The organism is Oceanibacterium hippocampi, assembly GCF_900172325.1.
GTDB classification, from domain to species: domain Bacteria; phylum Pseudomonadota; class Alphaproteobacteria; order Sneathiellales; family Sneathiellaceae; genus Oceanibacterium; species Oceanibacterium hippocampi.
The window spans coordinates 2,126,961-2,150,623 of sequence record NZ_FWFR01000001.1 but is presented as its reverse complement, the minus strand read 5'-3'; the positions used below and the strand labels follow the sequence as shown (position 1 = coordinate 2,150,623).

General features: G+C 67.7%; 24 protein-coding genes. 5 read left to right on the top strand and 19 right to left on the bottom strand.

Features of this window, described 5'->3' with window-relative positions; genetic code table 11:
* Positions 1-280 precede the first annotated feature (280 nt).
* On the bottom strand, positions 281-1,102 hold the full coding sequence (locus OCH7691_RS10220; RefSeq protein WP_281251909.1) for a metallophosphoesterase: 822 nt from the start codon (positions 1,100-1,102) through the stop codon (positions 281-283).
* A 68-nt stretch (positions 1,103-1,170) separates the two neighbouring features.
* Positions 1,171-2,034, bottom strand: coding sequence for a LysR family transcriptional regulator (locus OCH7691_RS10215; RefSeq protein WP_085883262.1), 864 nt, complete (start codon positions 2,032-2,034; stop codon positions 1,171-1,173).
* A 162-nt stretch (positions 2,035-2,196) separates the two neighbouring features.
* Here OCH7691_RS10215 and OCH7691_RS10210 point away from each other — a divergent pair, with 162 nt between their 5' ends.
* Both OCH7691_RS10210 and OCH7691_RS22920 read left to right on the top strand, forming a co-directional pair.
* A complete protein-coding gene (locus OCH7691_RS10210; RefSeq protein WP_085883261.1) occupies positions 2,197-2,481 on the top strand; it encodes a hypothetical protein in 285 nt (94 codons plus the stop codon).
* An 11-nt stretch (positions 2,482-2,492) separates the two neighbouring features.
* Entirely contained in the window at positions 2,493-3,152 is a 660-nt protein-coding gene (locus OCH7691_RS22920) for a DUF6306 domain-containing protein (protein ID WP_139839613.1), read from the top strand.
* Here the strand turns inward: OCH7691_RS22920 and OCH7691_RS10200 are convergent.
* From OCH7691_RS10200 to OCH7691_RS10160, 9 genes are all read right to left on the bottom strand, one after another.
* Positions 3,042-3,923 (bottom strand): alpha/beta fold hydrolase, encoded by an 882-nt coding sequence (locus OCH7691_RS10200; RefSeq protein WP_085883259.1) that lies wholly within the window; start codon positions 3,921-3,923, stop codon positions 3,042-3,044. The two genes, OCH7691_RS22920 and OCH7691_RS10200, sit on opposite strands and share 111 nt — an antisense overlap.
* Positions 3,913-4,941, bottom strand: coding sequence for a YeiH family protein (locus tag OCH7691_RS10195; RefSeq protein WP_085883258.1), 1,029 nt, complete (start codon positions 4,939-4,941; stop codon positions 3,913-3,915). The genes OCH7691_RS10200 and OCH7691_RS10195 overlap by 11 nt, the downstream gene beginning before the upstream one ends.
* 7 nt (positions 4,942-4,948) lie before the next feature.
* Entirely contained in the window at positions 4,949-5,863 is a 915-nt protein-coding gene (locus OCH7691_RS10190; RefSeq protein WP_085883257.1) for a succinate--CoA ligase subunit alpha, read from the bottom strand.
* On the bottom strand, positions 5,860-7,068 hold the full coding sequence (locus OCH7691_RS10185) for an ATP-grasp domain-containing protein (RefSeq protein WP_085883256.1): 1,209 nt from the start codon (positions 7,066-7,068) through the stop codon (positions 5,860-5,862). Before OCH7691_RS10185 ends, OCH7691_RS10190 begins: the two co-directional genes overlap by 4 nt.
* Before the next feature lie 191 nt (positions 7,069-7,259).
* Positions 7,260-9,434, bottom strand: coding sequence for an acetate--CoA ligase family protein (locus tag OCH7691_RS10180; RefSeq protein WP_176244992.1), 2,175 nt, complete (start codon positions 9,432-9,434; stop codon positions 7,260-7,262).
* Between the two features lie 16 nt (positions 9,435-9,450).
* The gene (locus OCH7691_RS10175; RefSeq protein ID WP_085883599.1) at positions 9,451-10,233 is read right to left on the bottom strand and encodes an enoyl-CoA hydratase/isomerase family protein; all 783 of its coding nucleotides are present in this window, start codon (positions 10,231-10,233) and stop codon (positions 9,451-9,453) included.
* Positions 10,233-11,501: a TRAP transporter large permease gene (locus OCH7691_RS10170; RefSeq protein ID WP_085883254.1), complete on the bottom strand. Its 1,269-nt coding sequence runs from the start codon at positions 11,499-11,501 to the stop codon at positions 10,233-10,235. The genes OCH7691_RS10175 and OCH7691_RS10170 overlap by 1 nt, the downstream gene beginning before the upstream one ends.
* Positions 11,502-11,513: 12 nt before the next feature.
* Entirely contained in the window at positions 11,514-12,050 is a 537-nt protein-coding gene (locus OCH7691_RS10165; RefSeq protein WP_085883253.1) for a TRAP transporter small permease, read from the bottom strand.
* A gap of 66 nt (positions 12,051-12,116) precedes the next feature.
* The gene (locus OCH7691_RS10160) at positions 12,117-13,082 is read right to left on the bottom strand and encodes a TRAP transporter substrate-binding protein (RefSeq protein WP_176244991.1); all 966 of its coding nucleotides are present in this window, start codon (positions 13,080-13,082) and stop codon (positions 12,117-12,119) included.
* Between the two features lie 197 nt (positions 13,083-13,279).
* On the opposite strand from OCH7691_RS10160, the gene OCH7691_RS10155 reads away from it, so the two are divergent.
* Positions 13,280-14,059, top strand: a complete 780-nt coding sequence (locus tag OCH7691_RS10155) for an SDR family NAD(P)-dependent oxidoreductase (RefSeq protein WP_085883251.1) — start codon at positions 13,280-13,282, stop codon at positions 14,057-14,059.
* Here the strand turns inward: OCH7691_RS10155 and OCH7691_RS10150 are convergent.
* The 8 genes from OCH7691_RS10150 to OCH7691_RS10115 form a co-directional block, all read right to left on the bottom strand.
* Positions 14,056-14,811: an SDR family oxidoreductase gene (locus OCH7691_RS10150; RefSeq protein ID WP_085883250.1), complete on the bottom strand. Its 756-nt coding sequence runs from the start codon at positions 14,809-14,811 to the stop codon at positions 14,056-14,058. The two genes, OCH7691_RS10155 and OCH7691_RS10150, sit on opposite strands and share 4 nt — an antisense overlap.
* Positions 14,808-16,043: an MFS transporter gene (locus OCH7691_RS10145; RefSeq protein WP_139839611.1), complete on the bottom strand. Its 1,236-nt coding sequence runs from the start codon at positions 16,041-16,043 to the stop codon at positions 14,808-14,810. The genes OCH7691_RS10150 and OCH7691_RS10145 overlap by 4 nt, the downstream gene beginning before the upstream one ends.
* 98 nt (positions 16,044-16,141) lie before the next feature.
* Positions 16,142-16,729 carry an energy-coupling factor transporter transmembrane component T family protein gene (locus OCH7691_RS10140; protein WP_085883248.1) on the bottom strand — a complete coding sequence of 196 codons (588 nt, stop codon included), beginning with the start codon at positions 16,727-16,729 and terminating at the stop codon, positions 16,142-16,144.
* Positions 16,726-17,400, bottom strand: a complete 675-nt coding sequence (locus OCH7691_RS10135; protein WP_085883247.1) for an energy-coupling factor ABC transporter ATP-binding protein — start codon at positions 17,398-17,400, stop codon at positions 16,726-16,728. The genes OCH7691_RS10140 and OCH7691_RS10135 overlap by 4 nt, the downstream gene beginning before the upstream one ends.
* Before the next feature lie 30 nt (positions 17,401-17,430).
* Positions 17,431-17,979: a biotin transporter BioY gene (locus OCH7691_RS10130; protein ID WP_085883246.1), complete on the bottom strand. Its 549-nt coding sequence runs from the start codon at positions 17,977-17,979 to the stop codon at positions 17,431-17,433.
* A 66-nt stretch (positions 17,980-18,045) separates the two neighbouring features.
* Positions 18,046-18,774, bottom strand: coding sequence for a GntR family transcriptional regulator (locus OCH7691_RS10125; RefSeq protein ID WP_085883245.1), 729 nt, complete (start codon positions 18,772-18,774; stop codon positions 18,046-18,048).
* A gap of 31 nt (positions 18,775-18,805) precedes the next feature.
* Complete coding sequence (locus OCH7691_RS10120; RefSeq protein ID WP_085883244.1) at positions 18,806-19,027, bottom strand: acyl-CoA carboxylase biotin carboxyl carrier protein subunit; 222 nt, start codon at positions 19,025-19,027, stop codon at positions 18,806-18,808.
* 44 nt (positions 19,028-19,071) lie between these two features.
* Complete coding sequence (locus tag OCH7691_RS10115; protein ID WP_085883243.1) at positions 19,072-20,607, bottom strand: acyl-CoA carboxylase subunit beta; 1,536 nt, start codon at positions 20,605-20,607, stop codon at positions 19,072-19,074.
* 118 nt (positions 20,608-20,725) lie between these two features.
* Between OCH7691_RS10115 and OCH7691_RS10110 the strand changes: the two genes are divergently transcribed.
* Positions 20,726-22,282 (top strand): acyl-CoA carboxylase subunit beta, encoded by a 1,557-nt coding sequence (locus tag OCH7691_RS10110; RefSeq protein ID WP_085883242.1) that lies wholly within the window; start codon positions 20,726-20,728, stop codon positions 22,280-22,282.
* Positions 22,283-22,292: 10 nt separating this feature from the next.
* Positions 22,293-23,657 carry an acetyl-CoA carboxylase biotin carboxylase subunit gene (locus tag OCH7691_RS10105; RefSeq protein WP_085883241.1) on the top strand — a complete coding sequence of 455 codons (1,365 nt, stop codon included), beginning with the start codon at positions 22,293-22,295 and terminating at the stop codon, positions 23,655-23,657.
* The last annotated feature ends 6 nt before the right edge of the window (positions 23,658-23,663 follow it).

The following is a 23,663-nucleotide window of genomic DNA, read 5'->3' as shown; positions in this document are numbered from 1 at the left end:
CTATCGTACCCGGATAGACCACATCGACTTCCTCAAGCCGGCGTTTCTGTCCACGTCGCGGACGCACGACGTCTTCGATCCAGGCAACAGGATATTAGCAATATGACGACTTCCTGACAAGACGGAATCCGGCTCCGGTCACTTCCGGAACCTCTTCGAATTGATCGGGTGGAAATGGCGAATTTGTTCAGCCGTCTTGCAGCGCACAGTCGATATCGCATCTGAGACAATTCGACCAACACCCTGACCGTAAACGGACTCTTCCGGCGGCAAGGTGATATCAGAGATCGATCAGGCCGGGGCTGTAATCGTCCGCCCGCTCCGCCGGGTAGCCGCGCGGACAGGACACGACCCTGGTCGCCCCGGCAACATAGTCGACACCGTGGTGGGTATGGCCGTGGATCCAGAGCGCCGCGCCCGAGCGCTCCACGAGCGCGTCGAGGTCGCTGGTAAAGGCGGCGTTGAGCGGGCTGCCCTCGAACTGCGGCGCGACCGAACGCGGCGAGATGCCGTGATGGGTGACGACGACGGTCACACCCCCGTCCGGCCGCTCGGCAAGCCGGGTCTCGAGCCAGTGGACGCTGTCCCGATGCCAGGCGACCGGATCGAGCACGCCGATCGTCGTGTCGTCTTCGTGGCGGATCCGCTGGTAATCGTATATCCGCAGGAGATCGCCCGACTGCACCAGCCGCTCGGCGGCGTCGGCGCCATACAGCGCGAGATCGGTCCACAGCGTGCAGCCGAGGACCCGGACCGGGCGGCCGTCGAGATCGAAGACCGCCTCGTCGTTCTCGAGGAAGCGCACGCGACCGTCGGTCGCCGCTGCCGCCTCGCGAAAGGCCGCCAGCAATTCGCGATAGCGGTAGTGATAGAATTCGTGATTGCCAGCGATGAAGACCGTCGGCACCGCGAGAAACCGGGCCACCGCGTCGGCATAGTCGATTGCCGCCACGCCGCGGTCGATGTCCCCGGCCAGGATGCAGAGATCGACCTGCCCCGGCAGGGGCCGCAGGTCGGGCCCAATCTGCGGATGGCCGGGGGCGTCGATCCCCGTTGCGATGCCATGTTTCCGGTCGATCTCCAGGTGAAGATCCGACATCACGCCCACTCGTAAAGACACGGTTCCTCCAGGTCTTGCGATCACGGCGCGCCTTTCGCGCCGTTCCTCATTCAGTCCGTTCGCCGGCCGCCTTCGGCGCCGGCCACGTCCCGCATCGCGCCGATCGCCGCCGCGATGATGTCCGAGCCCGGATCGGCCGGATAGACCATGTAGGCGAGCAAGGCGAATTCGGGCGCGCCGGCGACCCGGACGAGGGTTCCCTCGGCCAGCAGGCCGCGCACGACCCGCAGCGGAAAATAGCCCGAGCCGCCGGCCGAAAGAATATGCTGCAGGCCGAGCCAGCCGATATTCGCCGCGATCGCCGGTCCGGGATGATCCGGAAACAGGACGCTGTGGCGGGCATAGAATTCCGGCCCCCAGTCGATGAAGACATAACCCGGCCCCATGCCGCCGCGCTCGCCCTCTGGCGTTGCTGCCAGCACAAGGGTCTCTTCCAGCAGGGGCTCGACCGTGAGCCCCGGCCGGCTCTGCGGCGTGTACATGACGCCGATATCGATCCGCCCCTCGACCAGCCCCTGCATCAGCTCGGCCTCGAATCCGACCTCGGCACGGACCGAGACGTCGGGGGCCCGCTCGCGCATCAGCGGCAGCCAGTTGAGCAGCAGATGATCCCAGAGGCCGAACCGGCCCCCGACTGTCAGCGTCGCCTGGAATCCCCTGGCCACGCCGATGTCGTGGCGCGCCTGCTCGACGGTGCGGACGAGGATCGAGGCATGTTTCTGGAACTGCCGGCCGGCATGGGTCAGCGTCGTCCCCGCCTTGTTGCGAACGAACAGCCGGCAGCCGAGAAGTTCTTCAAGCGCATGGATGCGGGCGCTGACCGTCGACTGCGTCACGTTCAGCCCGTTCGCGGCATTGCTGAAGTTGCCGCTCGCCACCACGCTCAGGAAAGTCCGCGCGAGCTCGGTATCCACAATCTGCTCCTCGACGTTGTCCCTGATTTAATATCAATGAGACCGATATCAACATCCATTTTTTATCGTTTGTCTAAAGTAAAGCCACCCCATAACGTGCCAGGAAGCGGCCATTCCGATGTCGCGGGACTGCCGCGCGGCCCCGGCCGCGGAGAACGAGACATGCACTCCGACCTGCATTTCAGATGCTGCATGCGCAGCGATGGCGACAACGAAGCGGTGGCGCGGCTGGCCCGGCTCGCCCTGCAGGGCTATCGTCCGGAAGACCGCGCCCTGCAAATCCGGCAGCCGCTCCCGCTCCGCGCCTCGGTACAGCGACAGCGCCGCGGCCTGATGCGCGATCTCTGGCGCCCATCGGCCGGTCCGACGCAGCATCGCCGGCAACTCGCCGCCGCCCTCCTCCTCGCCTTCGCGCTCGCGACGCTGCTCGGCTGGCTCGGGCTGTAGCAACGCGGCGCATGACCGAGAGAAACGAAACCGCAGGCCGGCAGACCGAACCGGACAGTTCAGAGGAACCGCGCCCCTTCGCGTCCCCGCCCTGTTTCCTGCCCGAACTCGACCCCGCCTATCTCGGCTACCTGGGTCCGGTCGAAACCGTCGCGCTGCTCAACCGCCTGCTGGAGGGCGCGCGCGCCGGTGCGCGCGGGATCGTCCGCATCGTCGAGGCCGCGGGCCGCCCCGGGGAGCGGCGGTTCCTGCGCGCGATCGCCGACGACCAGGCCCGCTTCTGCGCCATGTTGTCCGATCACATCATCCGCCTGGGCGGCCGCCCGACCGGGCGGACGGGCGATTTCCACGACAGGCTGGTCGCGGCAACGACGGCAAGGCGCCGGATGGACCTGCTCGAACGCGGACAGTCGGCGGTTGTCGAGACACTCCGGAAAAACCTCGCGCGGATCGCCGACGATGTGCTCCACCGGGATCTCAGGATGATGCTGGAAAGCCATGAACGGACTATCGTTCTCGGCCGGAAGCTCGCCTCGGAAATGGTCCGCGGGGTCGCCGGGTCAGGGGCCGGTCCGGTGCGCCAGCACGGCCGCCAGCCGCAAGGGCTGGTCGAGCATGAGATGGTGATGGGCGCCCTCGATGACGTCGATCTCGACACTGTCCCCGAATAGCACCCGCCAGCGATCCTCCATCTCCGCCGTGCAAAGCGCGCTTGCCGCCCCCCGGACCAGGACCGGGGGCCGCGCGAGGCCGCCCGCCGCCTCGCCGAGACGGGGCCAGAAGTCCCCCTGGAAGGGCTCGTAATCCCAGGGATTGGCGGTGAATTTCCAGGTCCAGCCTTCGGCCGTCTCGCGTATCGAATGGCCGGCGATGTAATCGACCAGGTAGCCGTTCTCGCAGGGCTGGGCGGGCAGCAGCCGGAACCGGTCGAGCGCCGCTTCCCGGCTCGGGAAGATCGACCGGCGGCCGTCCTGGCGCCGCCAATTGGGACGGAAGCCGCGTTCCACCGGGAACGGGACGTCGAGAAGCACCAGGCGGTTTACCAGCGCCGGGTGGTGATAGGTGAACCAGGTCGAGACCAGGCCGCCGAAACTGTGGGCGGCGATATCGACCGCGTCATGCCCGCTGTCGGCGCACAGCCGGCGGGCGAGCGTTTCGAGCTCGGCGGCGAAGCTGTCGGGCGAATAGTTCGCCCGCCCGCCGCTGTCGCCCATTCCGCCGAGGTCGAGCGCCGCCACCCGCCGCCCGCTCGCCAGCGAGGGAGCGATGAAGCTCCACCAGCGCGCGTGCGCGCCGTTGCCATGGACCAGGATCAGCGGCCGTCCCGGCCCCGTCCCCCACAGAAGGACATGGACCGTGCCGCCATCGACCGCGAGGTCGATTTCCTCCGGCTTATCGGCCAGGGCCTGTCGGAACCAGTCCGGCGTTTCGTCAGAGGGCATAGGCCACCGCCAGCATGGAAAAGACGAGAAGCACCAGGGTCGACGTGCCGGCCATGACCACCGGCCGGTAGCCGACCTTCACGATATCGCGCATCGACGTCGAAAGACCGATCGCCGCGACCGCCGCAACCAGGCAGCCGCGCGACAGGTCGCTCAGCGGCTGCAATACCGCGTCCGGCAACACGCCGCTCGAGCGCACGACCACCAGCGCGGCGAAGCCGAGCGCGAAGAACGGGATCAGCGAGGCGCCGCCGCCGTTCCGCCGGCCGCGACGGGCGACGACCAGGGAGATGACGAAGACGGTCGGCAGCAGCAGCGCGACCCGGAACAGCTTGACGATCGTCGCGGTATCGCCGGCCTCGTCCGACACGGCGTATCCGGCGCCGACCACCTGGGCGACATCGTGAATGGTGGCGCCGAGCAGGATGCCGATCTCGTGATGGGAGAAGCCGAGCACCGAGAACAGCGCCGGATAGATGATCATCGCAAGCGTCGATAGCGCCGTCACCGAGACGACGGTGAAGATCACCTCCTTCTCGCCGCTGCTCCGTTGTGGCAGCACCGAGGCGATCGCAAGTGCGGCCGAGGCGCCGCAGATCGCCGTCGCCCCGCCGACCAGAACGCCGAAGGTCCGGCTGCTGCCCAGCAGGGCCGCGGTGGCGATCCCGGCGGCGATGGTCAGGAGCACGCCGGCGACGACCAGCTCGATCGTCCCGAGGCCGAGCGCCATGACGTCGCCGAAGGTGATGCGAAGCCCGAGCAGGGCGACGCCGAAGCGCAGGACCCGCTTCGAGGCGAAGCGGATGCCGGGCGCCGCCCGCGGCTGCTCGGCGGTGAAGTTGAGCGCCATGCCCATCAGCAGCGCGAGCAGCATGACCGGGCCGCCATAGGTCGCCGAAACGAAGGCCGCGGCCGCCGCGATCATGCAGGTGAGTGCCAGCCCCGGGGCGATCTCGACCAGGGCGGCGCGGATACGGCGCGGGCCGCTGCCCGCCACGGCGTTGACGAAACGGGACATGAGGGCCTTACGGGCGCGGCGCCGCCGTCTGCGGAACGAGTCCTTTCAGCAGGACCGGGATCTCGTCAAGCGACTCCACCACATGGGCGCCGGCGTCGCGCAGCATCCGGCGCTTGGCGGTGGCGGTATCGGCGCTGTCACCGATCATCGCCGCGACATGGCCGAAGCTCACGCCGGCGGGATAGTTCTCCTGGAACGCACCGGCAACCAGCGCCACCACCGGCTTGCTCAGGCGGCCGGCGCGGATCGCCTCGCCGACCTGCGATTCGTTGCTCGTCCCGGGCTCGCCATAGATCACCATGGCGTCGGTGTCCGGGTCGGCCTCGAAGAGTTCCAGATACTCGCTCATCGAGCGCCCGGTCGTCCGGTCGCCGCCCATGGAGACGGCGGTCGAGACACCGTAGCCGCCGCGCGCCAGGGCCCATGAGATCTCGGCCGACATGCCGCCCGAGCGGGAAACGACACCGATGCGGCCGGCCGGATAGACCGCGTCCGGATCGTCGCCGCCGATGCCGCCGAGCTTGCACTTGCCGGGCGAGATGATGCCGTTGGTGTTAAAGCCGACCAGCCAGGCGCCGGCATTGCGGGCGGCGGCAACCGCCGCGACCGCGTCGTGGCGCGGGACATTCTCGGTGGTCGCCAGCAGGACCTTGCAGCCCGCCTCGACCGATTCGATGACCGCGTCTCGGACGCCGAGCAGCGGCACGTAGAGCACCGCCGCGTTGGCCCCGGTGCTTTCGACCGCCTGGCGCACCGTGTTGAAGACCGGCACGCCCTCGACCGCCTCGCCGCCGCGGCCGGGGGTCACGCCGGCGACGATATTGACCCCGTAGGCAAGCGAGAGCTTGGTGTCGAAACGCCCCTGGTTCCCGGTGATCCCCTGGACCACGACCCGGGTTTCCTCATCGATGAGAATGCTCATTGTCCTGCCACCTGCTTGGAATTCTCCCGGACCTGCTCGGTCAGGGTGACGATGGTCCGTGCCCCGTCCTCGAGGCTCGATCCGGGCGGCAGGTAGCGGATGCCGGGTATCGTCGCCGCGAGCGCCCGCGCCTCCGCCTCGCGCGGGCCGAACAGCCGGAGCACGATGGGAAAGCGGGTCGCGTCGACCTTGTTGCGGGCGACCGACTTGACCAGCGCCTTCACGACATGATCGCAGGGCGCCATCTGCAGATAGTTGTAACCGATGAGCAGGCTGCGGGCGCGCGGGTTGGTGAACACCGCGTCGAGGACGGCCTCCATCTTCTCGGTGCCGGGCGCCGGGCTCATGTCCGAGTGATTTGCCGGCCTGCCGCCCATGCCGACGATCAGGTCGTGCTGAAGCAGTCCCGCGCCGCCGCCGGCCACCAGCAGGCCGATATCGCCTTCGAGTTCGGTGTAACGGGAATCGCCGCCCGGATAGGCCCGGTTCGCCTCGAGCACGGCACGCTCGCGCGGATTTTCCGAAGCATGCCGCGACGGCCCGTGGGCGAGCTCCGGATGGCGGAACAGCGCGTCGTCGTCGATCTCCATCATCGCGCCGACCAGACAGGGCTTGCCGTCCGGGTCGATGGCCAGTGGATTGATTTCGAGCATCTGGGCATCGAGGGCGACGAAGGCCGCATACAGCTCGGCCGTGAGCCGCGCGACCGTCGGCAGGGTGCGGCCGGTCAGGCCGGCCTGCGACCAGAGTTCGGTCGCGTCCCACGGACGCAAACCGCGGGCGGCGTCGATGTCGGCCTGCAGGACCGACCCGGGCTCGGTCTCGAAGACATGTTCGATGTCGACCCCGCCCTTGGATGACAGGACGATCTTCGGCGCCCGGTCGGAAAAGGCGAAGCTGACGTAGAATTCCTCCGCGATATCGAGACGCTTCTCGACGTAGAGCCGTTCGACCGGCCGGCCGGCGATCTCCTTGCCGAGAATGTCGGTGGCGGCAGCTTTCGCCTCGTCCGGCGAGGCGGCGAGCTTCACCAGCCCGGCCTTGCCCCGGCGCCCGGCGGCGACCAGCGCCTTGACCGCCACGGCGCCGCCGAGCTCGCGCGCCAGTTCGGCGCATTCCGCCGCCGTGGTCGCGACCCCGCCGGCCGGCACCGGCAGGCCCCTGCTCCTCAGCAATTGCTTGGTGCTGTCTTCGACAAGCTTCATGACCCCTCCGGTCTTCCCTGCCTTGCGGACCGGGAGGCTGTTACGCCTCGTCGGCGATCCGCGAACTCAACTGGCAGGATACACACAAATAGAGATTGTTGACAAAGCTAATGTCTTACGTTGCTGAGACGCTGCCGTCCTTGTCCCGCGGGGTCCGGCGTTTGCCTTCCGGATGCCGTCGGGAGGAGATTTCAGCGGCTCGCGCGGAAGCGTTCCCAGGCGGCGAGCGCCGATAGCGCGGCAGCCGCGTCGACCAGTTCATCATAGACCGCCAGACCGGCGTCGAGCGCCGTCCGGCGATCCGACCGCTTGCGATTCTCGGTCACCTCGCTGCCATCCGAACGCAGGACCAGTGCCAGTCGCGGGGCCTCCGGCACGGTCGTGCGAATTCGCACCGCCTCGCGGACGATATTCCCGATGACGTCGACCTTCTGGTTGCTCGACGTGGCGAAGACCGTGAGGTTCACGTGCACGACGATGGCGTCGAACTCGCCGCCCTCGACAAGGATGTCGAGGATCTCGCCGACGACCTCGCCATCGCGATGGCGCATGGTGCCGGCCGGGGTGTCGATCGGATTGTCGAGGCCGGTCCCGGGCGGCAGGCCAAGGGCATCGAGGCGCGCGCGGGTTTCCGGCGAAACGTTCGGCACGCTCAGGCCGCCACGGGCGAGCGCGTCGGCGGCCAGCACGCTGGTCCCGCCGCCATTGCCGAACAGGGCGACGCGCTGGACCGGCGCGCGCGCGTCGTCGACCAGCATCTGGAAGCCGAGCAGCGCATTCAGGAAGCCGTCGAGGGTATCGGTGAGGATCACCCCGGTCTGCCGGGCGACGCCGTCCCAGAGCCGGCTGTCGGCGGCGAGCGAACCGGTATGCGAGGCGGCGGCGCGCCGCCCGGCGTCGGTCCGTCCACCGACCAGGAGAACGACGGGCTTGCGCGCCCGCGCCTCGACCAGCCGCTGGACGAAGCGCCGGCCGTCACGGACATCCTCGAGATAGAGGCCGATCACCTTCGTCTCGGGATCGGCGAGATGGAATTCCAGCAGGTCGGCCGGCTTCAGGTCGACGCTGTTGCCGAGCGTCGACACGGCGGCGAAGCGCAGGCCCATGTTCTGGCCGCGCAGGATCATGTCGACGGCGAGGCCGCCGGACTGCGAGACGATCCCGACGGGGCCGGCGCCGGGCAAGGCGTTGCCGACGAACGTGAGGCCGCCACGGGGCGAATGCACGCCGAGGCAGTTCGGCCCGAGCACGCGCATCCCGCCCTTCTCGGCCGCCAGCTTCAGACGGCGCTCGTTCTCGACGCCGTCCGCCGCCTCGCCGAAGCCCGACGACATGACCTGCACGAAGCGGGCCTTGCCCGGCGCCGCCTCGAGCGCCGCGACGGCGGCCTCGGCGCCGATCGCGACATAGGCGAAATCGACCGGCTCGGGCAGGTCGGCGAGCGAACGGCAGGCCGGCAGTCCCTCGACCTCGTCGGCCTTGGGGTGGATCGGAATGATCTTGCCCTTGTAGCCGAAGGCGCGGCTGTGGCGGATCACCTCGTTGCCGAAACTGGTGCCGGTCGCCGACGCGCCCAGAATGGCGATCGAGCGCGGCCGGAACAGGGCTTCGTAACGCGTCACAGTGGCCGCCTCGTCGAGCGGCACGGGCGCCGGCAGCGGCGTGGCCTCGGCCCCTGTCAGGATGATGCGGGCATCCGCCGCGAAGGCGCCGGCGTCGTTCAGGATAAGCGGATTGATGTCGATCTCGGCGATCCGGCCTTCCTGCGAGAGCATCAGCCCGTCGGCGCCGCCGATCGCGAGAAGGGCCGCCACGGCGGGTTCGATATCGACCGCCTTGCCGCCCCGGGCGCCGCCGAGGATGGCGCTCGCCTTCAGTTCCGACAGCATGGCCCGGGCATCGGCCTCGGTGATCGGCGCGACGCGAAAGGCGACGTCCTGGAAGATCTCGACGAAGATGCCGCCGAGCCCGACCATCACGCAGGGACCGAAACGGGAATCGACCAGGCCGCCGATCACCAGCTCGGTGCCGCGATCGGCCTGCTCCTCGACCAGCACGCCGTCGACGGCGAGTCCGGCCTTGCGAGCCGCCTGCGTCACCGCCTCGGCCGCGGCGCGGACCTCGGCCACCGTCGACAGGCCGAGCCGCAAGCCGCCGAAATCGCTCTTGTGCGCGCCCTCGCGGTTCAGAACCTTGCAGACGAAGGGCGGTTTGAGCGCCGAGAGGGCCGCCTCGTCGACCTCGTCCGGGCCGCTCAGCCGGATCCCGCCCGGCACCCTGATGCCGTACTCGGCGAGCAGTGCCTTGGCGTCCCATTCGGTCAGTGCCGCGCCCTCTGCGCCGGCGCCGGAAACGATCTCGTTCACCCGTGAACTCCCGTTCTCATTGATTGCGCCATCGTGGCGCGCGTTTTCCGTTGAAGGCCGCAATGCCTTCCATGCGGTCGTCGCTGGCCGACAGCCGCTGGTGGATCGACACCTCCAGGGCAAGTGCCGTGGAAAGATCGGTCTGCAGGCCGTGGTCGATCGCCCGCTTCGCCCCCTGGATGGCAAGCGGCGCGTTGGCGGCGATGGCCCGCGCCGATTCAAGCGCCTCGGCGAGCGCGCCGCCCGGCGCGACGACGCGGTTGACCATACCCCAGGCCTGCGCCTCGGCGGCCCCGAAGCGTCTGCCGGTAAAGATCAGTTCGCGGGCCACGCGTTCAGGCATGGCGCGGGGCAGCAGTTGCGTGCCGCCGCAACCCGGCATGATCCCGAGGCGAATTTCCGGCAGCGCGAAGGAGGCCGTCTCGGAGGCGATGATGAAATCGCAGGCGAGCGCGAGTTCGCAGCCGCCGCCGAGCGCGTAGCCTTCGACGGCGGCGACGATCGGCCAGGGAAAGCGCCAGAGCGTATCGTAGGCGTCACGGAACAGGGCATGCTGGCGGCGCCAGTCCTCGACGCTCATGCCGTCCCGCTCCTTCAGGTCGGCGCCGACCGAGAAGGCCTTGCCGCCGGCCGCGGCGAGGACCACGCAGCGCAGGTCGTCACGCCGCCGCCGGACATTGCCGAACAGCTCCAGCATCTCGCGCGCCATCTGCGTGTCGAAGGCGTTCATCGCCTCGGCGCGATCGAGGGTGACGACGACGATGCCGCCACCCTCCTCGGTGCTTGTCAGACGCGCCATCAGTGCAGCGCGGAGGGCAGCCATTCGGCCAGCCACGGCGTGAAGATCATCAGCACGCCGTAGATCACGCCGACACCGACGAACAGCGGCACCTGCGGGAACGCCTTGTCGGCCGAGATATTCGCCACGCTGGCGGCGGTGTAGATCCCGACGCAGACCGGCGGCGTCAGCAGGCCGATCCCGGCAAAGGCGGTGAAGACGACATAGAGATGCAGCATCGAGACGTCCATCGTGAGCGCGATGCCCATGAAGATCGGGACGGTCAGGTAAAACACCGGCACGATCTCGATGAAGGTCCCGAGGACCAGACAGATCACCCCGACCATGATCAGGAAGGTGATCGGCCCGATCCCGTATTGCAGCAGGTAGGCGGTCAGATGCTGCGGCGCCTGGGTGTAGGTCAGGACGACGGCCAGGAAGGTCGCCATCGCGATGATCGAGAAGATCACCGTGGTCGTCACGGCGGTCGCCTTGAGCGCCGACCAGACGCCCTCGAAGGTGAGTTCGCGATGGATGAAGAAGCCGACAAACGCCGCCCATACCACGGCGACGGCGGCGCTTTCCGACGGCGTCAGGAGCCCGGCATAGATGCCGCCCAGAATGATCACCGGCGTGAGCAGGCTCGGCACCGCCCGGCGGACGGCGACGAGACGCGCGCCCCATCCGGCCCGTTCGTTGCGCGAGAAGGCGCGGCCCCGGATCATCACGACGACGATCAGCAGGACCATCAGGACGAGGCCGGGCAGGATGCCTGCCGAGAACGTCTGGGAGACCGGGACGTTGGTCAGCGAGGAGAAGATGATCGCCGCGTTGGAGGGCGGGATCAGCGCTTCGAGTAGTCCGGCCGAGGCGGCCAGAACGACCGAGAAGGCAGGCGGATAGCCGCTCTTCTTCATCTCGGGAAGCATGATCGAGCCGACCGCGGTGATCGCGGCGAGGATCGAGCCGCAGAAGGCGGCGAAGAAGCCCATGGTCAGGACCATCGCGACGCCGAGCCCGCCCGGCCAGTGGCCGACCATGGCCATCGCCAGGGCGACCAGACGGCGCGCGACGCCGGCCCTCAGCATGATCAGGCCGGCGAAGATGAACAGCGGGATCGCCAGCAGGACATGCTTGGTGACGGCGCCGAACGAAACCTGGATCAGTGTCGACCAGGGCAGGTTCAGCCCGAAGATCGCCACCAGACCGGATCCCAGCCCGAAGACCAGGAAGACCGGAACGGAAAGAAACAGCAGGACGAGAGAGAGTCCGAGTGCCGTACCAACCATCGAACCGCCCCCTCAGAGTTCTGGATTGTGAGCCGGCGCGGCATCGCCGGTGCCCGGCTTGCCGAGGAAAGCGGCCAGGGCCACCTCCAGCGCAAAGCTCATGAGAATCGCGAAGCCGACCGGAAACGACAGGTAGATCCACCAGATCGGGAATTCGAGCTCCATCTCGGTGACCTGCCCGGTCATCTGGAACAGCGACACCGCCTCGAGCCCGGCCTGGCAGAAGATCGCGCCGGCGATCAGCGATACCAGCGCCACCGCAATCCGCAGCATCCGTTTCGACCGGTCAGGCAGGATTGCTGGCAGGAAATCGATCGCGATATGGGAATCGGAACGTAGCAGCAGGCCGAGAAGCGGAAAGACCAGCCAGGGCACAAGCAGCGGCGGGAGTTCCTGGACCATGGCCGAGCCGTGTCCGGTAACGGTCCGGATCGCGACGCCGCCGAAGACGACCGCGACGATGACAAGGACGATCAGCGCGGCAACGATGACGATGACCTGCGCCAGCCGGTTGTTGACGGCCGACAGGATGTTGAGAGCGGCGTGCATGAGGCGGATTCTCCCGTCTCGAACGACGAAAAAAGCCCTCGCCCGAAGGCGAGGGCCGGATCTTCGTTACTTCGCTGCGTAGTCCTGGACAGCTTTCAGGACGTCGGCGTCGATGAGGTCCTTGATCGCCGGCAGGACCTTCTCGCGGTCGATCGCCTCGAGCTTGGCGAGTTCCTCGCCGGACAGCTCGTCGACGCGACCGCCTTGCTCCTTCACGAATTCCTCAAGGACTTCGTCGGAGAACCGCATGATCGACTCGGTCGATTCCTTGGAAATCTCCTCGCCGACCTCGAGCAGGATCTGCTTGACGTCGTCCGGCAGACCGTCCCACCAGCGCTGATTGCCGAGGATGAAGGCGTCGGCGAAGAACTGGTACGGCTTCTGGCCGAACTTCAGATATTCCCACCAGCTATAGGCCTTGATCGCCGAGGGGACAGTCGACAGCGTGTCGATCATGCCGTTCTGCAGAGAGGTATAGACCTCGCGGGTCGGCAGCGAGATCGCGCTGGCGCCGAGTGCTTCCCAGCGCGGCCGCTCGAGGCCGGCCAGGTAACGCGGCTTCAGGCCCTGGAAGGCCTCCACCGAATCGAGCGGACGAACCGCCGAGAAGGACATGTACGGACCGGTCGGGTTGTAGGCGACGAAAGTGGTCAGGGTCCGCTTCAGGATATTGTCCCAGACCGCCTTGCCCGCCGGATCATCGCGGAAGAATCCGCGCAGGTGATCGAAGCTCTGGAAGACGCCCGGCAGGCCCTCGGCATTGTAGTTCTTGTTGACCGGCGGGAAGCTCACCGTGCCCACGACACCGCCGAGTTCGACCGCGCCGGAGGTCAGCGCCCCCATGATCTCGCGGATGCCGAAGAGCTGTCCCGAGGGATAGGTCTCGATGCGGATCTTGCCGGCGCCGCGCTCGTTCACACGGTCGGCGAATTTCTGGCAATAGATCGCGCTGTGATGCGCCGGCGCCCAGTGATAGCTGAGCCGCGCCACGATCTCCTCGGCACCCGCCGAGAAGGGCGTCAGTACGGCCACCGCGGCAACCGCACCGAGTGTATTTCTGACAAAACGCGTAAGGTCGCTACGCATACTATCTTCCTCCCATGATTATGGTGTTTGATTCACCCGGCTTACGCCTGCATGCCGGTTGTCCGGCCCGCGCGCGCTGCACTCAATTTCGTTGCAATGTTGACAATGTGAATGTCTCGGTGTCAACCTCTGTTTAACCCTCCATGCCTTCCCCCGGGAGAAGAACCATTCGCGGAGAAATCGCCTTCGTCACCGGCGCCACATCGGGCATCGGTCTTGCCACCGCCCGTCGTCTCGTGGGCGAAGGCGCGCATGTCGTCGCGGCCGGCCGCCGCGCCGACCGCCTCCGGGAGCTTCGCGAGGAACTGGGCGAACGGCTGCTGCCGATCGAACTGGACATCCGCGACCGGGCCGCGGTCGAGGCCGCCTTCGACGCACTGCCCGCCCCGTTCAGCGAGGTTTCGATCCTGGTCAACAACGCCGGTCTCGGCACCGACCGCGGGCCGTCCCAGGCCGCCAGCCTCGACGACTGGCAGGCGATGATAGACACCAACATTTCGGGGCTGCTCTACTGCACGCACCGCGTCCTCGGGCCGATGGTCCGGCGCCGCAAGGGCCATATCGTCAATCTCGGATCGGTCGCAGGAAGGGCGAACGGGCCGGGCAGCGCCGTCTATGGCGCGACCAAGGGCTTCGTGCTGAATTTCACCAAGAATCTGAAGTCGGATCTCATCGGGACCGGCGTCCGGGCGACCTATATCGCACCGGGCGCGACCGAGTCCGAGTTCTGGCTGGTGCGCTGGGACGGCGACCGGGCAAAGGCCGACGGGGCGCTGCCGATCGCCGAGCCGCTCACCGGCGACGACATCGCCGAGGCGATCCTGTTCGCGCTCTCGATGCCCGCCCATGTCGATGTGACCGAGCTCGAGTTGATGTCGCAGGGACAGGGTTTCGGTCCGCGCATCTTCCATCGCGGGACCTAGGCGCCGCCGCCGACGTCGAGTATCGCGCCGGTGACATAGGACGCCTCTTCCGAGGCCAGCCAGAGGATCGCGTCGGCGACCTCGTCCGGCCGCCCCGCGCGCTTCATCGGCAGCCGCGGCGCGACCTTCTCGACCCGGCTCGCCATTCCTGCCCGCTCGTGGATCTCGGTGTCGATCAGCCCCGGCCTGACAGCGTTCACCCGGATCCCGTCGGCCGCGACTTCCAGCGCCAGGCCATGGGTGAAGGTGTCGACCGCCGCCTTCGACGCGGCGTAATGGATATAGAGATTCGGCGCGCCGTGCCGGGCCGCCAGCGATGACACGTTGACGATGCTGCCGCCGGCACCGCCGCCGGCCGTCGCCATCCGTCGCACCGCCTCGCGCGCGGCGACCATGGCGCCGGTCACGTTGACCGCCAGCAGCGCGTTGATCGCGGCCGCGTCGAGGTCGGTCAGCCGCAGCCGCCGCGGCGCGACACCGGCCGCGTTGTTGACCAGGCAGCCGAGCGGCGGCAGTTGCCGGTCCGCCGCCTCGAACATGGCGACGATCGCCGCCTCATCGCCGAGATCGGCGGCCAGGGCCACGGCCTCGCCCCCATCGTTCCGGATCGACCGGACGACCGCTTCCGCCTCGTCCGGCTGGGTCCGGTAGTTGACGCCGACGGCCCATCCCCGCCGGGCGGCGCCCAGCGCCACCGCAGCGCCTATTCCGCGCGAGGCCCCTGTCACGATCATCGTTCGGCGTTCGGTCATGCGGCGGGTCCTTCCGGTGGCTGTTTCGACATCGACTGGCCTCGTCTGAACAGCAGGATCGCGGTCAGCGCCAGCGCCGCCCCGATCAGGGCGATGCCCGGCCCGTAGGAGCCGAAGGCGACCGCCGACAGGCTGAGACAGCCCGGTCCGATCATGCCGCCCAGGTAGCCGAAGACCATCATCCCGGCGGTGATCGTCACGACCACCTGTTCGCCGCCGCGCGAGACCCCTTCCTGGGCGATCTCCGCCAGGAAGACGCCGCTCCAGCTCAACGGTCCGAGGCCGAGCAGGATGCTGATCGTCGCACTGAGCAGCGGCGTCTGGCCGGGCCCGAGCGTCAGGAGCGCGAGGAAACCGATGCCGCCGCTGGCCGCGAGACCGGCAAGGATCGCGATCGGCTTGCCGAGATCGGCAAGCCAGCCCCAGACCAGCCGGCCGATCACGCTCATCCCGAGCATCAGCGAGAGCATCGCTGCGGCCCCGCCGGGCGACAGGCCGGCCCGGCTCCACAGGAAGGTCACGTAAACCGACATCAGCCCGAACTGTGCCGAGGAGAAGGCGAGGATGGCGATCGCCAGCGAACGCAGCGAGCGATCCGCGAGCAGCCGGCGGGCCGGCCCGATCGGCCCCTCGAAGCGGATCGAGGCGCGCGGGTCGCCGTCGTCGCCGAGCCGGCTCCGCACCGCCAGGGCGGTCAGCGCCACGCCGAGACAGACGAGCGCGAGAGCGACCATGGCGCCGCGCCAGCCGAAGGCGATTGCCGCCAGCGGCAGCAGCACGCCGGTCGCCGCGCCGCCGATCGCGACGCTGGTCTGCTTGATCGAGAAGACGAGGTTGCGGCGGAATCCGTGCGACACGCGCAGCAGCAGGCGCGAGCCGGCCGGATTGACCGGGCCGTAGGCGATACCCATCACCAGGGCGCCGAGAATGAGCCCGGTCACCGACCCCGCGACCGCCAGGATCGCCAGTCCGAGACCCGACAGGACGAGCGTGACCGCGGCGCTCCGGATCGAGCCCCAGCGGCGCAGCAGGCCGGCGGTCCCGTTCGACGAGAGCAGCGCCGCGACGAACACGATCATGGTGAAATAGCCGACATGGTCGGGATCGAAGCCGAGCGCGCCGGCGGCGATCGGGGCAAGAACCGGGAAGGCCTGCGCCGCTGCGATGATCGCCATCTGGAACACCAGCACGAAGCCGACGCCGACCACTCCGTTGACGATCAATGGCGACACGCCAGGAATCCTCCCAAACCGACGTCTCACGGTACCCGAGACAATCGCATTGTCAACAATCTGTTTGACGAAAGCGCGAACAGCGGCGGCCCGGCTTGCTAGTCGCGTGAATCGAAGCCGCGCGCCTGGATGGCATCGGCAATCTCGTCGGCACTCTTGAGCGTGCGGACGATCATCGGCACCGCCGTGGCGACCATGCTGCGTCCGCAACCGCGCGCCTTCTGGGCGTCGGCAACCTCGCGGCCGATCTCCACCAGCATCGGCGCGAAGCGGAGTGCCATGGCGAGCGCCAGGCCGACCCGTTCCGGCCGCACGCCGAACCGCCGCAGCGGCTCGAGCCAGGCGACGAAGGCATCGACCAGTTCGGAACTGGTCGTCGTCGCGGTCACCAGCTGGGCGGCGAGGACCAGCAGGATCAGGCGCAGAACGACCCGCGCGGCGCCATGCGGGCCGTCGTAGAACAGCAGCGCCACACCGATAACGAGCAGAATCCATTTCAGGGAGACGAGCGGCGCCAGCATCTGTCGGGCCGGAACCCCGGACAGCCGGTGCAGGGCGACGACGGCGCCGATCAGCGCGAGTTGAACGGGCAACGAGGCGACGAAATAGATCGCCGTCGCGAAGACGGCCAGCATGGCGATCTTCCAGCCGGCGCCGATCCGGCGCCGCGCCCCCTGCCCGCTCAACGCATCCGCTCGCGATAATGTTCGATGGCGATGCCGGCGGGCCCGTCGCAGACAATCTGGCCCTCGTCGAAAACGATCACCCGCTCGAAGCCGGCGGCGAAGTCGAGGTCGTGGGTGACGACGATCGCCGGCGTCTCGAGCGCGCCGATCGCCGCGATCACACGGTTGCGGTTGCGCAGGTCGAGCAGCGTCGTGGGCTCGTCGAAGACGATGTATCCGGGCCGCATCGCCAGCACGCCCGCCAGTGCCAGCAACTGCTTCTGCCCGCCGCTCAGCGTATGGGTCCGCTCGTGGCGACAGGCGGTGAGGTCGAACCGCTCCAGCACTTCGGCGACCGTCCGTTCGGTTTCCGCCGCGCCGTAACCGAGATTCTTGAGGCCGAAGCGGACATCCTCGTCGACGATCGGGAAGACGATCTGGTTGTCGGGATTCTGGAAGACGAAGCCGACCTGCCGACGCACCCGCCGGCCGTCGGTCCTGGTATCCAGGCCGTCGACGCGCACCGCCCCCTCGGTCGGCAGCAGCAGGCCGTTGAGCAGCCTCGCGAAGGTGCTCTTGCCCGAGCCGTTCGGCCCGAGAACGGCGACCCGGAATTCCGGGATCGCGAGACTGACGGACTGCAGCACGGTGCGGTCGCCGAAACGAACCGTGACGTCATCCAGACTGATCATGGGCGTGATCCGGGCCGGTCGCGACCCGGTTCAATGGGCCCCGGCCATCACCGGGTAGGACCGGCGCACCGTCGTCGCCACTATCGCCGCCACCGCAACCTTGACCAGGTCGCCCGGCACGAATGCCAGCGAGGCGATCGCCGCCTGCAGGAGCGGGATCCCGGCGACGATGCTGATCCCGGCAATGCCGATCGGATAGAGCAGCAGGACGCCGCCCAGGAAATTGAACAGCGCGAAATGCCCGACGCCGGCACGCGACCAGTATGTCTGGCAGAGCCAGCCGATCACGGCGGCTGACAGGACCCAGCCGAACAGGAATCCGGCCGTCGGGCCGAGGAAGACGGCGAGCCCGCCATTGCCGCCGGCAAGCAGCGGCAGGCCGATCGCCACCAGCAGGAGGAAGAGCGCCATCGACAGGGCGCCCTTGCGCGCGCCGAGAATGGAGCCCGCCAGCATCGGTCCCATCGACTGGGCGGTGATCGGCACGCCGATCAGCGGCAGCACGAAGGGCGGGAAGACGCCGAGCGCCGCGGTGATCGCGGCGAACAGGGCGATATGGACGATATCCTTGATCGACATGGCGGTTTCCTGCGGGCGGCGGACAGCCGCCCGAAATCGGTTGAACAATGAGGTCGGACAGACGGGCTAGGGCTTTTCTTCTTCCGCTTCGCGCAGCCGCCGCATGGCCTCCGCGCCGGAATCGCTGATCTGCTTCCGGCCGAGGATCTCGGCCTGGACCACATCGCCGGCAAGGACCGTATCGAGCAGGCGGGACCAGTTGGCGGCGGACGTCAGCCGGCGTTCGCGAGACGACAGGCCGAGACGGGAATAGCGCAAGGTCTGGCGGAACAGCGAATAGACCATGTTCGACAGGTGCGAACTGCCCGAGCCGGCACTGAACACGAAGCTCAGCTCCTGCACCGCGCCGACATATTCGTCGAGGTCGACATTCTTCGTCTTCGCCAGCTTGTTGACCCGCGCGACCCCCTGCTTCAGTTCACGCAACACCTGCGGGTCCTGCAGTTCGGCCACCCGGCTTGCCGCCAGGCCGAACAGGACCGAACGTATCGCGAAAACGTCGCGCACCTCGTCGATGGACAGCTTGGTCACCACCGCGCCGCGCCGCGGCAGGATGGTGATCAGGCCCTCCTTCTCGAGCAGACGAAGGGCTTCGCGGACGGGGCCGCGGCTCACCTGGAACCGCGACGACACCGCTACCTCGTGAACACGGGCTCCCGGCTTGTACTCGCCCTTGACGATCATGTCGGCCAGTTGCGAGGCGATCTGCTCGCCGAGCGACCAGGTCTCGCTTCCGCCCGGCGGGCGAATGGCAGCCAGGAAGTTCCGTCTGGGCTCCGTTTCGGTTATCGGCATTCAGCACCCCGGAAACGGCTCCCTCGAGCCGCTACCCCTCCAGTATGACCAGGCTCTGACCCTCGGCGATATTCGCCCCTTCCTCGACTTCGATCGACTTGACGACGCCTGCGTCGGTGGCCAGGACCGGGATCTCCATCTTCATCGATTCGAGGATCATCAGAACGTCGTCTTCGGCGACGCGGTTGCCGACCGCGGTCTCGATCTTCCAGACGGTGCCGGTGATCTCGGATTCAATCTTGATGTCTGCCATAGTGAACTATTCCTCTTCAAGTCTTCAAGCTACGGTTGTGATAATCAGAAGGTGGTCGGCCACGACGCGAGGCGCCGCTTAGAGAAGCCGCGGCTGCGGCCGCGAGAATGTACCTCAAGCATGTCGAGAAGCCAGTCGCGAGTTTCACGCGGATCGAGAACCGTCTGCGCCGAGTAGATGGCCGCCAGATCATAGGCGGAGGAATCGCGGGTGATCTCCGCCTTCAGTTCCTCGAACTTCTGCGGATCGCTCTCGGCGGTGACGCCGTAGACGACGTTGACGCCGATATTCGGGTCCATGAAGCCGACATCGGCGGTCGGCCAGGCGCCCATCTCGTCGGAATTGCGCGAGCCGCCCATGTTCAGATAGGCCTGACCGTACGATTTCCGCGTCACGATGGATATCTTCGGCACCGTGCACATCTGCAGCGCGGTCATGAAGTTCATGATCTTGCCGGGCGCCTTGCGACGCTCGCCCTCGATGCCGATCAGGAAGCCGGGGGTGTCGGTCAGGATCAGCACCGGGATGTGGAAACTGTCGCACATCACCAGGAAGCTGATGATCTTGTCGCAGCCGTCCGGGTCCAGCGCGCCGGCCTTGAACATCGGATTGGTCGCGACAAAGCCGACCACCTTGCCGTTCATCCGGGCGAAGGCCGTGGTCGCGACCTTGCCGAACTTGGGCTTGAGTTCGAAGACGCTGTCCTTGTCGGCGATCGCGGCGATCAGCTTGCGCACGTCGTAGACCTTCTGGCGCTCCGGCGGCACGATCTCGAGGATCTTCTCCGGATCGGCGCCGGCTTCCCGGGGCTCGGCCTCGGGCGGCAGCTCGTCGCAATGCGACGGCAGGTAGGAGAGGAACTTGCGGACGAGTTCGAGCGCCTCCTCGTCGGTATCCACCGCGTAATCGACGATGCCGGTCTTCTCGGTATGCAGGCGCCAGCCGCCGAGTTCCTCCGGATCGACCGATTCCTTGATCGCCAGCGAGGTGACCCGCGGGCTGGATACCGCCAGGCAGGCGCCCTTCCGCATGACCACGAAGTCCGACAGCATGGTGAACCAGGTGCCGGTCCCGAAGCTCGGCCCGAGGCAGGCGGAAACGTAGGGAATCTCGCGATCGCGCAGGAACTGCGTCGGATCCTGGCCGAGCGCACCGGTCCCCTGGGCGCCCATGGTATCGGGGATGCGCGCGCCCGAGGTCTCGTTGAGGAAGATCAGCGGCATGCCGTTGCGGATCGCGGTCCGCCGCATATGCCCCATCTTCTTGACGTTGTTGAGGCTCGACGAGGCGCCAAGGACCGTCAGGTCGCAGGAAACGATTCCCGCCATCCGGCCGTCGATCTTGCCGAAGCCGGTGACCTTGCCGTCGGCCGGCGAGCGATCCCGGGCTTCCGGCCGGTGCGAGGTCACGAACATTCCGGTCTCGACGAAGGTGCCTTCGTCGAAGATCACATCGATCCGTTCCCGCGCGTTCAGCCGCCCCGCCTCGCGACGGGCCGCGAGTTTCTTCTCGCCGCCCATCCCCAGCGCCTTGGCTTTCTGCTTCTCATGCTCGGCGAGAATCTTTTCGTAGGCCGACATGGTTCGTTTCCCCGATTTCCGTTTTTTCCTGTCCCCATAGGCTATACCATCATTCACATTGTCAACAATCGTCATTTTCGCTAAACCGAATCCAAAGCAATCGCCAAGGAGGACGCCTGTGAGCTGGTCGGAAGAAATCAAAGAGATCGCGCGCCGCCGTGAATTCGCCATGCAGCTCGGCGGGCCGGAAGCCGTCGCCCGCCAGCATGCCAATGGCCGGCAAACCGTACGCGAACGGATCGACAAGCTGGCCGATCCCGGTTCGTTCAACGAATTCGGCATCCTGTCGGGCAAGGCGAGCTACGACGAGAACAAGAAACTGAAATCCGTTCGGCCGGCCAACGCGGTCATCGGCACGGCCCTTATCAACGGCCGCAAGGTCTCGATCGGCGGCGACGATTACACGATTCGCGGCGGTTCGTCGGAAGCGACGATCTCGGAGAAATGGATCTACGCGGAGAATTACGCGCTCGAGATGCGCATGCCGCTGGTCCGCGTGGTCGAGAGTGCCGGCGGCAGCGTCCGGCTGCTCGAGCAGCAGGGCTCGACCAAGATCCCCGGCTACCCGACCTGGAAGATGGCCGGCATGCTCGGCTATATCCCGATTGCCGCGATGGCGATGGGCCCCTGCGCCGGTCTTGGCGCCCTGAAAGCGGCCTGCGCGCATTTCTCGGTCATGGTCAAGGGCACCTCGCAGGTCTTCGCCGGCGGCCCGCCGGTGGTCGAGCGCGCGATGGGCAAGCCGGTCGACAAGGAAGCGCTCGGCGGCTCGCGCATCCACACCCGCGAATCGGGCGTCATCAACAACGAGGCCGCGACCGAGGAGGATGCGATCGAGCAGGTCAAGCGCTTCCTCTCCTACATGCCGTCGAGCGTCTACGAGATGCCGCCGGTCGTGGAATGCGACGACCCGAAGGACCGCCGCGAGGAGGAACTCCTGTCGATCATCCCGCGCGAGCGGCGCAAGATCTACAAGTCCCGCCGCATTCTCGAACTGGTCATGGACAAGGGCTCGGTCTTCGAGATCGCGCCGCTTTACGGCCGCTCGGTCGTGACCTGCCTGGCCCGCATGGGCGGCCGGCCTGTCGGCGTGATCGCCAACGACCCGATGCATTACGGCGGCGGCCTGACGCGGGCGGCGGCGGAGAAGATGGAAAGCTTCATCGACATCTGCGACACCTTCCACCTGCCGATCATCAACTTCGTCGACCAGCCGGGCACCATCGTCGGCCCCGACGCCGAGCGGATGGGCACGGTGAAGGGCTCGGTACGTGTCGTCTCGGCGATCGAGCAGAGCACGGTGCCGTGGTGCGCGGTGGTGATCCGCCGGCTCTACGGCCTCGCCGGCTCCGCCTACGGCCGGCTGCAGGACATCAACCTGCATTTCGCCTGGCCCTCGGCGCGCTGGGGTTCGATCCCGATCAGCGGCGGCGTCGAGGCCGCCTTCCGGGCCGAACTGGCGGATCTGCCGCCGGAGGAGCGCAAGGTCCGGCTGGCCGAGATCGAGCAGCATTTCGACCATCTCGAATCGCCGTTCCTGACCGCCGAGCGGTTCCGCGTGCCCGACATCATCGATCCGCGCGAGACGCGCACGATCCTGAACAACTGGCTCGACGACGCCTGGCGGGTCCTGCCCGAACAGCTCGGCGTCCGCGCCCGTACGATCCGGCTCTGAGGGGGACATCATGAAGCGGGTACTGATCGCCAATCGTGGCGAAATCGCCTGCCGCGTCATTCGCGCGGCACATTCCCTGGGCATCGAGGCGGCGGCGGTCTATTCCGACGCCGACGAAGCGGCCACCCATGTCGCGGCGGCCGACGCGTCGCTGCGCATCGGGCCGGCGCAGGCCGCGGCCAGCTATCTCGACCAGGCCGCCATCCTCGACGCCGCCGAGAAGCTCGGCGCCGATGCCGTCCATCCGGGCTACGGCTTCCTCGCCGAGAATGCCGGTTTCGCCCGCGCGGTCGCCGAGCGCGGCCTGACCTGGGTCGGGCCGGAGCCCGCCTCGATCGAGGCGATGGGCGACAAGGAGCGCGCCAAGTCGCTCGCCGAGGCGGCCGGCGTGCCGGTTCTCAAGGGTTCGCGGCGGCTCGCCCCGGAAGACCTCGACGATCTCGAGGCGCAGGCCGAGGCGACCGGCTATCCGCTGCTCGTCAAGGCCTCGGCCGGCGGCGGCGGGATCGGCATGCGCCGGGTCGACAGCGTCGAGCAGTTGCGCAAGGTCGTCGAATCGACCCAGTCGATGGCGGCCCGGAGCTTCGGCGACGGCACCGTCTACCTGGAGCGCTACATCGCCCGCGCCCGCCATGTCGAGATCCAGGTCTTCGGTCTCGGCGACGGGCGGGCCTTCCACCTGTTCGAGCGCGACTGCTCGACCCAGCGGCGCTTCCAGAAGATCATCGAGGAAAGCCCTGCCCCCGGCCTTCCGGCGGACAAGGTCGCGGCGATGGCCGAGGCGGCGCGGAGCCTTGCCGCCAGCCAGAACTACCGGGGCGCCGGCACGGTCGAATTCATCGTCGATGCCGACAGCGGCGACTTCTTCTTCCTCGAGATGAACACCCGCATCCAGGTCGAGCATCCGGTGACCGAGATGGTGACCGGCGTCGACCTGGTGGCGCTCCAGCTCCGGCTCGCCCGGGGCGAGGACCTGGCCGGCGAACTCGGCAATGTCTCCAAGAAGGGCGCGGCGATCGAATGCCGGCTCTATGCCGAGAACCCGCGCAAGATGTTCCTGCCCTCCCCCGGCACGCTCGACCGTTTCGACACGCCGACCGGCGAGCATGTCCGCTTCGATACCGGCGTCCGGGCGGGCGATGCCATCACGCCCTTCTACGACCCGATGATCGCCAAGCTGGTGGTCTGGGGGGCGACCCGGGACGAGGCGATCGCGCGCGCGCTCGAGGCCCTGAAGGCGACGCATGTGGAGGGGATCGTCACCAACCGCGACTTCCTGATCGCCGCCCTCGACCATCCCGAGTTCCGGGAGGGGCGGGTCTGGACCGGCTTCGTCGACGAGCATCGCGACCGGCTGGCACCAAAGGCGGCCTGACCGGCC

What these genes read in the sequence shown, in the direction of transcription:
- OCH7691_RS10125 (WP_085883245.1), bottom strand. Translation starts at nt 18,774, where the DNA reads ATGCCGATAACCGAAACGGAGCCCAGACGGAACTTCCTGGCTGCCATT.
- OCH7691_RS10195 (WP_085883258.1), bottom strand. Translation starts at nt 4,941, where the DNA reads ATGTCCCGTTTCGTCAACGCCGTGGCGGGCAGCGGCCCGCGCCGTATC.
- OCH7691_RS10115 (WP_085883243.1), bottom strand. Translation starts at nt 20,607, where the DNA reads ATGTCGGCCTACGAAAAGATTCTCGCCGAGCATGAGAAGCAGAAAGCC.
- OCH7691_RS10130 (WP_085883246.1), bottom strand. Translation starts at nt 17,979, where the DNA reads ATGTCGATCAAGGATATCGTCCATATCGCCCTGTTCGCCGCGATCACC.
- OCH7691_RS10175 (WP_085883599.1), bottom strand. Translation starts at nt 10,233, where the DNA reads ATGGCGCGTCTGACAAGCACCGAGGAGGGTGGCGGCATCGTCGTCGTC.
- OCH7691_RS10185 (WP_085883256.1), bottom strand. Translation starts at nt 7,068, where the DNA reads ATGAAGCTTGTCGAAGACAGCACCAAGCAATTGCTGAGGAGCAGGGGC.
- OCH7691_RS10150 (WP_085883250.1), bottom strand. Translation starts at nt 14,811, where the DNA reads ATGACCGAACGCCGAACGATGATCGTGACAGGGGCCTCGCGCGGAATA.
- OCH7691_RS10190 (WP_085883257.1), bottom strand. Translation starts at nt 5,863, where the DNA reads ATGAGCATTCTCATCGATGAGGAAACCCGGGTCGTGGTCCAGGGGATC.
- OCH7691_RS10165 (WP_085883253.1), bottom strand. Translation starts at nt 12,050, where the DNA reads ATGCACGCCGCTCTCAACATCCTGTCGGCCGTCAACAACCGGCTGGCG.
- OCH7691_RS10105 (WP_085883241.1), top strand. Translation starts at nt 22,293, where the DNA reads ATGAAGCGGGTACTGATCGCCAATCGTGGCGAAATCGCCTGCCGCGTC.
- OCH7691_RS10170 (WP_085883254.1), bottom strand. Translation starts at nt 11,501, where the DNA reads ATGGTTGGTACGGCACTCGGACTCTCTCTCGTCCTGCTGTTTCTTTCC.
- OCH7691_RS10155 (WP_085883251.1), top strand. Translation starts at nt 13,280, where the DNA reads ATGCCTTCCCCCGGGAGAAGAACCATTCGCGGAGAAATCGCCTTCGTC.
- OCH7691_RS10200 (WP_085883259.1), bottom strand. Translation starts at nt 3,923, where the DNA reads ATGCCCTCTGACGAAACGCCGGACTGGTTCCGACAGGCCCTGGCCGAT.
- OCH7691_RS10135 (WP_085883247.1), bottom strand. Translation starts at nt 17,400, where the DNA reads ATGATCAGTCTGGATGACGTCACGGTTCGTTTCGGCGACCGCACCGTG.
- OCH7691_RS10210 (WP_085883261.1), top strand. Translation starts at nt 2,197, where the DNA reads ATGCACTCCGACCTGCATTTCAGATGCTGCATGCGCAGCGATGGCGAC.
- OCH7691_RS22920 (WP_139839613.1), top strand. Translation starts at nt 2,493, where the DNA reads ATGACCGAGAGAAACGAAACCGCAGGCCGGCAGACCGAACCGGACAGT.
- OCH7691_RS10120 (WP_085883244.1), bottom strand. Translation starts at nt 19,027, where the DNA reads ATGGCAGACATCAAGATTGAATCCGAGATCACCGGCACCGTCTGGAAG.